Source organism: Haliscomenobacter sp., from assembly GCF_041740695.1.
Classification (GTDB): Bacteria; Bacteroidota; Bacteroidia; order Chitinophagales; family Saprospiraceae; genus Haliscomenobacter.
The window spans coordinates 1-12,554 of sequence record NZ_JBGSLK010000041.1; the positions used below are offsets into that span (position 1 = coordinate 1).

At 41.7% G+C, this 12,554-nt stretch carries 11 protein-coding genes; 10 read left to right on the forward strand and 1 reads right to left on the reverse strand.

What is annotated here, in order from left to right:
* Nucleotides 1-117: 117 nt before the first annotated feature.
* Nucleotides 118-363, reverse strand: coding sequence for a hypothetical protein (locus tag ACEW9O_RS08595; RefSeq protein ID WP_373549739.1), 246 nt, complete (start codon nt 361-363; stop codon nt 118-120).
* A 63-nt stretch (nt 364-426) separates the two neighbouring features.
* Between ACEW9O_RS08595 and ACEW9O_RS08600 the strand changes: the two genes are divergently transcribed.
* The 10 genes from ACEW9O_RS08600 (at nt 427) to ACEW9O_RS08645 (ending at nt 12,543) form a co-directional block, all read left to right on the forward strand.
* A complete protein-coding gene (locus ACEW9O_RS08600) occupies nt 427-1,203 on the forward strand; it encodes an alpha/beta hydrolase (RefSeq protein ID WP_373549740.1) in 777 nt (258 codons plus the stop codon).
* A gap of 190 nt (nt 1,204-1,393) precedes the next feature.
* Complete coding sequence (rapA, locus tag ACEW9O_RS08605) at nt 1,394-4,231, forward strand: RNA polymerase-associated protein RapA (protein WP_373549741.1); 2,838 nt, start codon at nt 1,394-1,396, stop codon at nt 4,229-4,231.
* Between the two features lie 188 nt (nt 4,232-4,419).
* Nucleotides 4,420-5,031, forward strand: coding sequence for a DNA-3-methyladenine glycosylase (locus ACEW9O_RS08610; RefSeq protein ID WP_373549742.1), 612 nt, complete (start codon nt 4,420-4,422; stop codon nt 5,029-5,031).
* A gap of 351 nt (nt 5,032-5,382) precedes the next feature.
* Nucleotides 5,383-6,549: an NAD(P)-dependent alcohol dehydrogenase gene (locus tag ACEW9O_RS08615; protein WP_373549743.1), complete on the forward strand. Its 1,167-nt coding sequence runs from the start codon at nt 5,383-5,385 to the stop codon at nt 6,547-6,549.
* 32 nt (nt 6,550-6,581) lie between these two features.
* Nucleotides 6,582-7,805 (forward strand): cation:proton antiporter, encoded by a 1,224-nt coding sequence (locus tag ACEW9O_RS08620; RefSeq protein ID WP_373549744.1) that lies wholly within the window; start codon nt 6,582-6,584, stop codon nt 7,803-7,805.
* Between the two features lie 142 nt (nt 7,806-7,947).
* Entirely contained in the window at nt 7,948-9,486 is a 1,539-nt protein-coding gene (locus tag ACEW9O_RS08625) for a phytoene desaturase family protein (RefSeq protein WP_373549767.1), read from the forward strand.
* Nucleotides 9,487-9,660: 174 nt separating this feature from the next.
* Nucleotides 9,661-10,209: a fasciclin domain-containing protein gene (locus tag ACEW9O_RS08630; protein WP_373549745.1), complete on the forward strand. Its 549-nt coding sequence runs from the start codon at nt 9,661-9,663 to the stop codon at nt 10,207-10,209.
* A gap of 339 nt (nt 10,210-10,548) precedes the next feature.
* Nucleotides 10,549-11,034, forward strand: coding sequence for a CIA30 family protein (locus tag ACEW9O_RS08635; protein WP_373549746.1), 486 nt, complete (start codon nt 10,549-10,551; stop codon nt 11,032-11,034).
* A gap of 143 nt (nt 11,035-11,177) precedes the next feature.
* Nucleotides 11,178-12,080, forward strand: a complete 903-nt coding sequence (locus ACEW9O_RS08640; RefSeq protein ID WP_373549747.1) for a bestrophin family ion channel — start codon at nt 11,178-11,180, stop codon at nt 12,078-12,080.
* Nucleotides 12,081-12,231: 151 nt separating this feature from the next.
* Nucleotides 12,232-12,543 (forward strand): EthD family reductase, encoded by a 312-nt coding sequence (locus ACEW9O_RS08645; RefSeq protein ID WP_373549748.1) that lies wholly within the window; start codon nt 12,232-12,234, stop codon nt 12,541-12,543.
* The last annotated feature ends 11 nt before the right edge of the window (nt 12,544-12,554 follow it).

The following is a 12,554-nucleotide window of genomic DNA, read 5'->3' on the forward strand; positions in this document are numbered from 1 at the left end:
TATTGTCGGCGTGACTTGGAGTCACGCCGACAATACACGCCGGCATTACACGCCACAGCCCTTCACCATGAACCTATTGACTAAATTGGAAAAATTTTATATTGAGGCAAATGGGCACTAAAAAACCAAATTTTCATTGTAGTCATCACAACTTTTGGCTTGTTGAACAACAAACACAGTTTGGGATTGGTGGACAATGTGCTGGACATGAATGCTTTGTTTTAAAGGAAAAATGTAGATTAGCACATTCGCTACAACCCAAATCGCCATAAAAATCCATGGTTTGGCAAACTTCAATTTTATAACTTGCCCAACTGTTAAATAAACCTGAATTTGGTAGGCTATACAATCAAAACTTGCCACGGTCAACGTTTATTCGCTTGACTGCTCCTTAGAGTAGTCGATAACCAATAAAAACCGAATACAATGCCTAAAAACCTAGCAATCCTGCTCATTTTGAGCCTATGCTCAGCTGGACTTCTCCAGGCCCAAACCCCTAAGGTAGTGGCGAGCAATCCTGCATCATCCATCCTGAAAAAAAACGTCAACCAGATGGTCCGTTTACCGGACAGCTATGCTGCTTCCCAACAAAAGTACCCGGTGCTGTTCTTTTTACAAGTGACGGACGAGATGGTGGAAGAAATTGCAGTGTTAACCCAAACATTGCACAAAGAAAACGGCACGCCCGAAATGATCGTAGTAGGCATCAAAGTTGAAGACAAGCTGGAAAGGGAGCAGGAAAACGCCGTGTATGACAAATACCTGTCTTACCTGGAAAAAGATTTGATCCCCTCCATCGAAAAAAAGTACCGCTGCAATGGGCAGCGGGTATTGCACGGCAGATCCCTCTCGGGTTCCTTTACCTTGTACGCCATGCTGAGCAAACCGACCTTGTTCAATGGCTACATCGCCGCAACCAAGGAATGGTACGACAAAAACAATGATTACTTCACGGGATTGGCCAACAAGGCCTTGCAAAACGCCGACAAATTCAAGGACCGGAAAATCTTCCTGGCTTCCTTGAACGGGGCTTACAGCAACAGCAATATCCCCGAAGTGAACGAAAACATGACCAAATTCGCTAAGTTATTGGCCAGCAAATCGGGCAATAAAATCGCCAGTAAGTACCAAGCCTTTGACGATTGGGGCATATCGCCATATCCGGGCTTCAAAGAGGGCTTGCTCTTTGTGGCGAAAAAATGACACAATACTAGGTGGCGGCGTGTGAACCCTGAAGGGGCATACGCCGCTGTATTGAGCAATGGTTTTCAATTTAATATTGTTGTAAGCACAAACACAATTGCAGTAGAACTTTGGAAGAAGTACTATCCATTAACTTTGAAAAAAAATAAAGTTAAGGTTCATTCAGGGTTAATCTAATTTGAAACGTTATATGGAACGCTTTTTTCCTAATCAAAGATACACCAGCAAAGGTGAACCTGAACTAGGTATTGGTATTGTAACAGAAACCAGCAAAGGAAAGGTCAAGCTGTATTTTCCCAGATCCAATGAAATACGACTATATGCATTGGAAAGTGCTCCCTTACGTCGAGTTGTGTTTAAATCCGGCGATATCATCGTAGATACAAAAAAACAATCATTACTGATTAAACAGGTTGAACTAGAGGGTGAGTTGTATCTGTATTATGGGAAAGACAGAAAATTGTCTGAGGCCGAACTCGGCGATGTGTCAGCAAGACATGGTGCAGACGACAGACTTTTTATGGGTGACGTAGATGCTCCACAAATCTTTGCCTTACGCAGAGAGACACTACAACACGATTACAACCGGAGATTATCTCCTGTAAATGGATTTGTGGGCGGTAGAATCGATCTTATTCCTCACCAACTGTACATTGCTCATGAGGTGAGTTCACGATATGCTCCTCGTGTCTTACTTTCAGATCAGGTTGGTCTTGGAAAAACCATTGAAGCTTGCTTAATCCTTCATCGCTTGTTGTTAAGTGGACGAATTTCGAGGGTAATCATTCTCGTTCCTGAGTCTTTGGTACATCAATGGTTTATAGAAGTTCTACGTCGGTTTAACCTGTGGTTTAACATTTTCGATGAAGATCGCTGTGCCTCACTCGATGGCAATGCTCCAGATGGTAACCCCTTTCTCGACGATCAACTGATTATTTGCAGTACTTCATTTTTGGCCGGTTCAGCGAAACGAACCAGACAAGCACTGACTGCTGGTTGGGATATGCTCGTTGTAGACGAAGCACATCATTTGGAATGGTCTGTTGACAAAGTGAGCCCGGAGTATGGGATGGTGGAACTATTGAGTAAAGCAGCCAAAGGATTACTGCTCCTCACTGCTACCCCGGAACAACTAGGTGAAGAAAGCCATTTCGCACGACTTCGATTACTAGACCCAAACAGGTATTCGAATTATCATGATTTCATAAATGAGCCTTCTGACCATAGAAACATTGCCACTATTGTGGAAAAACTGTACTCCGGAAAAAAATTACAATCTAACGATACAAAAATATTAGAATCCTTTTTCCCAAAGGAAAGAATACTATCCTTAACAAAAGGAGGAGATGTTGCCAAGGATAATCTTATTGAAGATTTATTGGACCAGCATGGCCCAGGCCGAGTGTTGTTCCGAAATACCCGATCTGCAATGAGCGGTTTCCCAAAGCGAAAGGCGCATCTAATTCCCATAAACACAACCAAAGATAAGGCCCTTTGGCTTCAGCGCCTGGCGAATGAGTTTGCCCACGATATGGAGCCCGGAGCTATTGCAAATAAACAGGAATTTTGGTTTGCCGAAGACCCTCGAGTTCATTGGCTTTTAACTACAATGAAGAAACTGTATCCTGCAAAAGTACTGCTCATATGCAAGAGCAAAGAAAAGGTGCTTGCATTGGAAAAATTTTTAGTGAAGCGTGCCAATCTCAAAGCGAGTGTTTTTCACGAAGACCTTACCATTGTCCAACGCGATAGAAATGCGGCATGGTTCTCAGAATCAGATGGCGCTCAAATCCTCCTTTGTTCTGAAATTGGCAGCGAGGGGCGAAATTTTCAATTCGCCCATCACCTCATACTCTTCGACTTGCCGCTTCATCCCGAATTGTTGGAGCAGCGCATCGGGCGCCTCGACAGGATTGGTCAAACAGAAGATATACATATTCATGTCCCTTACCTGGCCAACAGCCCACAGCATGTGCTGGTAAGGTGGTATCACGAAGGGTTAAATGCCTTTGAAGAGAACCTTGAGGGTGGAAATGAAATATCGAAACTATTTCGTTACCAACTGCTATCCTTATCCAACTCTCCGTCCTTCTCAGATTTTAGCCCGGAACTAGAAGCATTGATTACCAAAACGTCCATTTTTCAAAAAGAACTTCAGAAAAGCCTCGCTGAAGGACGTGATCGATTGTTGGAGATGAATTCTTTTCGCCCCAGGATAGCAGCAAAACTAGTGGAGCAAATTAAAAGAGAAGACTGCGATAAGAGCCTTGAAAATTATTTCACAAAAGTCTTTAGCCATTTTGATATAGAAATGGAAGATCTTTCTGCCCGAACCTACTTTTTGCATCCTGCTTCTACAATCACTGAGGTATTTCCCGCTATTCCGCCTGAAGGTATAAGTGTTACATTCGATAGACAACGCGCGCTTAGTCGGGAAGATATTGGTTTCCTTAGTTGGGATCATCCCATCACAACTGGTGCTATCGACATGGTGTTAAGTTCTGGGACAGGGAGCGCTAGTTTTGGAGTTCTTAGAGGAACCAACAGCCGCGGTATTCTGCTTGAACTACTTTTTGTTCTTGAAACATCGAGAGACCGAAGCATATATGTAGACCGTTTCCTTCCAAATACACTATTAAGAATTGTAGTTGATCATCTTGGCAACGATGTAACAGATCGGTATTCTGTTGAAACATTAGACAAAAAAATGATTCCTGGACAAATGGACGCTTTGCTGGATAATCAAACGTTAATGGAAACGACCCTGCCCAATATGATTTCAGCAGCCACGAAAATGGTTGAAGAACAAAGTACAAAAGAAATAAAAAATGGATTGCAACGCATGAACCTCACACTGAATCATGAAATAGATAGACTAAAAATATTACAGCAAAAAAATAAAAACATCAGACCAGCAGAAATTCAGACAGCACTCCATGAACAGCTGACCTTAACTTCGCTCATTAAAGATGCACGCGTAAGGTTGGACGCCATTCAACTTATACTTTGCGCTGGCGTTGTGCTTTGAGCGTTGAAGGCTTAGGGGCGATAAAAAAATAAATGTTCATTTTGCCAGAGGATTAGATAAGTAAACGGTTCAATTTAAGTGTCTTATCTAATCCTCTGGCTCAGGAAAAATGAACATTTATTTTTGCCCCACTACTTAGACGAGCGGGGTAAATGAAACAACTGTCGCTTCAAATAAAAAAATCGTTGATGAATATTGTTAACCCAGAACACATTAAGCAACTCACAAACGCCCATAAAATTTTTGCTTTAATAAACGAAAATTATGGAACTCCACCAAACTGGACCAGACCGCAAGGTTTTATTTCTTTGTCTAAAATAATATTGGAACAGCAAGTAAGTTTAGCTTCTGCCAATGCACATTTTCTTAAACTCAATAGTTATTTGGTTGAGTTTACACCTTCCAATATTCTCAAACTTACAGACGAGGAAATGAGAAGTTGTCAAATCAGCCGACAAAAAACAAAATATCTTCGTGCGTTATCAACTGCAATAATTAGCGGTGATGTTGATTTAGAAGAATTACCAAAATTGAACGAGACAGAAATAAGAAAACAACTCACAAGCATTAAAGGCATCGGCGATTGGACTACTGATGTTTATTTAATGCTTTGCCTCCAATCAAAAGATATTTTTCCGATTGGCGACATCGCAGTTGTAAATACAGTAAAAGAATTGAGCGATGCAAAAACAAAAGAAGAGATAATCTTGCTTGCGGAAAAATGGAAACCATTTCGTTCACTTGCAGTTTATTTTTTGTGGCACTATTATCTAAATAAAAGAAACAGACCGTCAGAATAAAATATACAATGATAAATCTTATAAACAAAATTAATAGAACACCACTTCGGGCAGACAGAAGAACAGCGGCTAACAACTAAGCCTTCGTTCGGCCAACAAGGTTTGGACTTGCTGAAAAAAGCAGTGGAAAAATAGCTAAAAAGTGCCTGCCACAAAATACGGTTTAGTAGAATGAGGGCTGACATACTTAAATGAATGTCAGCCCTCTGTGTATTTGAGCAGGACTGAAAGCCCACCAGTAACATCGGTATTGATCTAGGAGCAGAGTCCGTTCTATAAAATGTGTGAATAATGCAATTTAAATGTTTTTTTCTGTAAAACACTTTTTAAAAAGATGCTGAACTTTGCACCATGCCGTTCAGAAGAAAATTCATTCAACAAGCCGCAATAGCGGGTGCAGGCATAATGCTTGCCAATCCATTGCAAATTTTAACACAAACGAATAACTATAAAAAAATGAGTAAAAATACAAAATCAAAAGGTTACGCAGGAAAAGACGAAACTGGAAAATTGGACTTGTGGAATTTTGAACGCAGACCAGTCGGCGATAACGATATTCTCATCGATATTAAGTACTCGGGAATTTGCCATTCAGACATACATACCATCAGAGGACACTGGGGAAAACAACAGTACCCACAGGTTCCAGGCCATGAAATCGCTGGCATAGTGACCGCTATCGGTAAAAATGTATCCAAATTTAAAGTGGGGGATAAGGCTGGTGTAGGCTGTATGGTGAACAGCTGTATGCAATGCGAAAGTTGCAAAAGCGGCGAAGAACACCATTGCGAGACCACAGGAATGATAGGCACTTACGGCTCCCCAGAGAAATCTTCACCTTCAGGAATTACCCAGGGCGGATACGCCGACAACATAGTGGTTACCGAGCATTTCGCAATCAAAATTCCCAATAACCTGGACTTAAAACATGCCGCGCCGCTATTGTGTGCAGGTATAACCACTTACTCTCCTTTAATTAGAGAAAATTTCAAAAAAGGAGATAAAATTGGCGTGATTGGAATAGGCGGCCTCGGTCACATGGCAATCAAATTAGCCGTTTCAAAAGGAGCAGAAGTGTACGCTTTTACAACTACCGCTTCCAAAAAAGAAGACATTCTTTCATTTGGTGCCAAAGAGGTGATTGTTGTTGATTCAATCGAAAAATTAAATCCGTACAGGGGTAAATTGGACTATATGCTTTCCACGGTACCTTATGATTACGACGTAGCTTCCTATGCATCATGCGTAAAACCTTATGGTAACTTCACACAAGTAGGAGTGCCGATCAATGGGCTTTTATCAATGAATAATTTTCAGATGGTTGCCAACAGAGTGAAATACAGCGCCTCATTAATCGGAGGAATTCCAGAGACACAAGAAGTTGTAGACTATTGTGCTCAGAACAACATTCTGCCTCAAATTGAAATCATTAAGGCAAATCAAATTAACGATGCTTGGGATAAAGTTGTGAATAAGGAAGCACGTTACCGATTTGTAATCGATGCAGCCACATTCTGATTTGCAACAAGTTCGTTTGCAACGAAAAATAAATGAATGTATACTTCGCTCTAACCCTTCTGATTTGCTTATCGGCAGGTTTCGCATACCTGAATCAACGATTCTTGAAACTGCCGTTTGTAATCGGGCTGTTTTTTGTATCTACAATTTTTTCTCTTTTTTTGATTAGCACGAAACTATGGCTAAACATTCCAATTGAAGAAATCAAGACGTTTATTCAACTTGCGAACATTGATAAAATTATTCTGAATTACCTGCTAGGTTTCCTGCTTTTTGCAGGTGCATTACAAACCGATTGGAACAAACTCAAGCAGCAAATAAAACCCATTGCAACATTCGCATTAGGCGGTGTATTGCTTTCAACAATGATTGTTGCCTCACTTTTTTATGGACTAACTAAATTGTTTCATCTAGAGATCAGCTTCATTTATTGTCTTGTTTTTGGTGCCTTAATTTCCCCAACAGATCCTATTGCAGTTTTAGGGATTCTGTTAAAAGCCAATGTTCCCAAAAATGTGGAATATACTATTGTTGGTGAAAGTTTATTCAACGACGGCGTTGGAGTTGTTCTTTTCATCGCCTTGTTAGATACGTTGAATACAGGTTCATTTAGTTTTTCACACTTTGGATTTTTATTCTTACAAGAAGCGGTGGGTGGAATCTTAATAGGACTCGCAATGGGGTATTGCTTATACTTACTGTTGAGATCCATCAACCACTATCAAACAGAAATCCTGCTGACGCTTGCCTTCGTTATGGCAGGTTATTCTTTTTGTAATTACATCCACATTTCAGGGGCTTTATCAATGGTGGTAATGGGTTTAATGGTAGGGAATTATAGGCAAGATACGGCAACGAGTGACCTAACGCAGAAGCATGTACATGAGTTTTGGGAATTGCTTGATGTAATCCTGAATTCAGTTTTGTTTATTTTAATCGCATTCGTACTGATCATCATTGAATTCAACATAAAGTACATTTTAGTCGGATCGATTTCAATTGTTATAGTTTTACTCTCGAGAATTATCATTGTCTATTTGCCACACTTTGTAATGCCTAGCCTTTTAAAATTGACAAACAAAGAAGCTAATATCATCAGTTGGGGTGGTTTACGTGGCGGTCTTTCATTGGCCTTAGTTTTATCACTACCTGACAACGAAACCAAAAATCTACTCTTAATTGTGACTTACTTTTGTGTACTGTTTAGCATCATGATACAAGGGCTAACCATCGAAAAATTTGCAAAACAGGCTTAAACAACTTCACCTTAAGCAAGACGAAGAATTGAGCCGAAACGAAAATGACCTGCACCAACATTTTCAAAAATAGATGTACTTTTACAACAGACCCTCCAATGGGTTTAGTGAAAAATTTCAATACACTTCTTCTATTTTTGAGATGGCTACACAAAAATATGACATCGTAATCATCGGCGCCGGGCACAATGGACTGGTGGCTGCGACTTATTTGGCAATGGCAGGCAAGAAGGTCCTGGTGCTGGAAGCAAATGCTGAAATCGGTGGTGCCACTGCCAGTGTACGTGTTTTTCCCGATTTTGATGCGCACTTGTCACGTTACGCTTACCTCGTTTCGCTGCTTCCCCATAAAATCATTCAGGATCTAAACCTTAATTTTAAATGCTTATCGCGGAGAGTTGCCAGTTATACTCCGCATGCTGCCCAAGGGCAACATTCCGGATTGCACATTTCCAGAATATGGGATGAGCAAACGGCGGCGTCCTTTGCAGCATTAGCAGGGGGCGAAGCTGAGCAGAAAGCCTGGCGCAAATTCTATGCCGAAATAGAACAATTTGCCGGACGGATTGCGCCTACGATGCTAAAGCCATTGCTATCCCGCTCACAACTCAAGAAAGAAATCGGGCTTGATCGGGTCTGGGACTATTTGATTGAGGAGCCCATTGGACAAGCCATCGTCAACAATTTTAAGCATGATACAGTGCGCGGCGTGGTGCTCACCGATGCACTCATTGGCACATTCACTTCTGCTTACGATTTGCAGGCCAACAAATGTTTTCTCTATCACCTGATTGGCAATGGAACGGGAGAGTGGAAAGTGCCTCAGGGCGGTATGGGCGCATTGGTGCGTGAGTTGGAACGTGTAGCTTTAGCATCCGGCGTCGCCATTTCCACCAACAGCAGAGTTACGGCTGTGCAGTCGGACGAAAAAGAGGTCCTGATAAGTCTGGAAAATGGAGATCAATTTTCAGCGAACTACCTGCTCGCCAACACTGCGCCACAAGTGCTGGCAAAACTGCGTGGAAAAAACCCTCCTGCCAGTTTAGAGGGCTCACAAATGAAAATCAATATGCTGGTCAAACAATTGCCCCGACTCAAATCGGGAGCAGACCCGCGCGATGCCTTCGCTGGCACCTTTCACATCAACGAAAATTTCTCACAACTTGAGTCGGCCTACCAGCAAGCAAAAGCTGGAAGTATACCAGCCCCGATGCCCCTGGAGATCTATTGCCATACCTTAACCGATTCGAGTATCCTGAGCGCTGAATTGCAGCAGAAAGGATTCCATACGCTCACGCTCTTTGGATTGCATACCCCCGCAGCTTTGTTTGATGACAAACACGACGCCCAGCGAAAATTGGCCCTGCAATCTGCCATCGACTCTCTTAATGAATATCTGGCTGACCCTATTGAATCCGTACTTGCCCAGTCCCCAAATGGTGAACTGGCCATCGAAGCCAAAACTCCACTCGACATAGAAGCGGAGGTTGGCCTACCTCGTGGAAATATTTTTCATCGGGATTTAGCCTTCCCTTTCCACGAAGATGACGAAGCGCCCAGTTGGGGAGTGGAAACAGACGATGCACGCATTTTTATTTGTGGCGCCGGCGCCATTCGTGGGGGTGGGGTAAGTGGAATTCCCGGGCACAACGCAGCCATGGCGGTGCTTGAGCGCGGGTAAGTTTTTCATTGTTTCAACAGCTTCCTCCTATCCATGTTGCTGGCATTAAAGTTGCTGCCAGTGCGGTTGCTGATAACGCTGTGACAAAAAAATGTGCTTTTATTGCTTAGGGTCAAAACTTAAAGTCATGACGTATGTTAGAACCTGCTCAACTTATTTCAAAAAATTAAAACCATGCAAAAGAATTTATTAGTGCTCTTTACCATCGCGGTAATAGGTGCAATCAGTTTGACATCTTGTGGTAATGCTCCGGCTCCAAAGGCCACCGAAGCACCGGTGACTACAGTAGAAGAACCCACCCCTGAAGCCGAGATGCCCAAGACAGTGGTAGACATTGCAGTTGGCTCACCCGATCACACTACACTTGTGGCTGCGGTTACGGCTGCGGGTTTGGTAGAAACACTACAAGGCGCAGGCCCGTTCACTGTGTTCGCGCCCACCAATGCGGCCTTCGCAGCTTTGCCAGCTGGCACGGTAGAAGGTTTGCTAAAGCCAGAAAAAAAGGCGGCTTTGACGGGTATTTTAACGTACCACGTGGTTGCCGGCTCGGTGAAAGCGGCTGATCTAAAAGATGGTCAAAAAGTCAAGACTTTACAAGGCAAAGAATTAACCGTTTCCATCAAAGATGGTAAGGTGAAAATTAATGGTGCAAATGTTACAGCGGCTGATCTCGAGGCAGGCAATGGCATTGTACACGTCATTGATGGCGTACTTTTGCCTTAATCAACAAGTACAAACAACCCACAGAAAAAGTCTTTCCTTCTCCTACTTTGGAAAGTCTTTTTTTGTGGGTGGTTTTGGAATGTTGCTTGCCAGTTTGCCCCATAGTAGTGGGGCAAAAATAAATGTTCATTTTTTTTGAGCCCCATAGCTTCTGAAAAACATCTAATTATTGCCGAAAACAGATATAACTCGACAAATCAAGATCAAAATGTGTCATGAGCTCAATCCGAAAAAATGACCAGCCTATTAGAACGTATTGTCAGAGATAACCTCAACTAAATAAAAATGATGAAATACGTCTTCATTTTACTGATACTCAGCTTATCCACTAAATCAGACATGAAAAAGGTTTATACTTTCTCCACTCAAACTCACCTCAAGGAATGGCGTATTGTCAACGATGGTGTGATGGGTGGCATATCCAAAAGTTCCTTACTGCTTACTGATACCGGCCATGGCCAATTTTCAGGTCACGTTTCGTTGGCGAACAACGGAGGATTTGCCTCGATTCAATTGAGCACAACGATACAACTGGCGGAAGAAAAGAATTTCATTGTTTTGCGCGTAAAAGGAGATGGCAAACGTTATGAATTTCGTTTGAAGGGCGAAATTTCACAGTATGAGTCTTACGTGCACCCATTTGCCACTTCAGGAGAATGGGAAAACCTTAAGTTAGCAATCAGTGAATTTTACCCTCAGTTTCGAGGGCGCAAATTGAACATCCCGAATTTTAATTTCAAAAGCATCGAACAATTGAGTTTTCTGATCGCCAATAAGCAAGAAGAAGACTTCGGGTTATTGATTGATTGGATAGGTTTGGAGTAAATTGAAAAATGATAGCGACTCCAAAACAAAAGCCCAATTCAGAAACCATGGGGGCAAACGGTTGGTTACATCCGAGATATCAATGGCTTTTTACTTGAAATATGCACACCAGTGAGCTAAGAATCTGCAAAGCAACAACGCCGATGAAAACAGAAAAGCAAGGTTTACAACAATTGTTAAAAATTGCGACACCGTTCCTAATTGTCACAACGCTTTATACCGTTTTTGTGCTTGGACTGGAAGAATACTTTGGCGACCATATTTACAAAATATCTGGACAAATAGGTTCAGTATTTGGACTCGCCGTTGCTTTTTTCTTGGGTTTTAGAATGAACTCCGCGTATGACAGATGGTGGGAAGCAAGAAAAATATTTGGCGAATTGACCAACAACACCAGAAGTTTTGTCGTAAAAATATATGCTTATTATGGAAATGCAGAGAATTTTAAGGAAACAGCCCGAACGGATTTCAACATCAAGGCTCAAAAATTAATCGGACTAAGCATTTTATACATCCGACAATTAAAAAATGAAATGCACAATAATTTTAAGCCAACATTTGACAAACCAGCAATTGAACTACTAAAAGAGTTTAAAATAAATACAGAAAATAAAATTTCAAACGAAATATTAGCTGCACTTACAAAAAGTATCGAAGATGATTTTTCTTCAAAAGCCAACATTGAAAAAGGAGATTTAATGCAACACATTAATCGCTTTTACGACATTCAAGGTAAAGCAGAAAGAATAAAGAACACTCCTTTTTTGATGATTTATAGTGCTTTTACAAAGATAATTGTGAGCTTCTATGTCATTCTTATTCCCTTATTTGTGGGCGATATTGACCTTGGAGGTGAAGAGAGTGGGTTTGAGTTTTTAGCTGTTCCCATTATGGTGATCATCAGCACCGCTTTTCTGACAATCAACAAGTTGGCAAACTTGTATGGTGAGCCATTTTCGGAAAATAAAACTTCGGTAACCATTGACGACATTTGTAAGACCATAGAACAAAATTGTAATGAAATAAAAGCAAAACTGGAATACTAACTATAAACAATGCCCAAAAATCAAGTATGATTGCTTACTTTGGTTGGGCGTATCCAGACTTGGATTGTCAAAAGTGGGAAGATGAAATGAAACCAAACCACTGACCAAACGCTAAAAAAATCTATCTTCTAACCTCCAATATCAACCATCCATGTTACAACTAACTGTCCTTTATCCGCAACCAAGCGATGTGGCACAATTTGAAGCCGATTATGCCGAGCATTTGGCCCTGTTGCATGAAAAAGCAGGCATTCCAACTACCGTAAAACCTTATACGGTGACCAAGTTTATGCCTACACCCGACGGAGCTCCCACCTTTTATCAAATGTTTACGCTGCCTTTTGAATCACCGGAAATACTGCAAGCCACGATGGAATCAGCAGCGATGCAGGAAGTTGGGGCCGATGCGTATCGGATTTCGACGGGTGGTGCACCTATTTTTCTAGTGGGTAGCACCGAGTAATTACTCCCCCG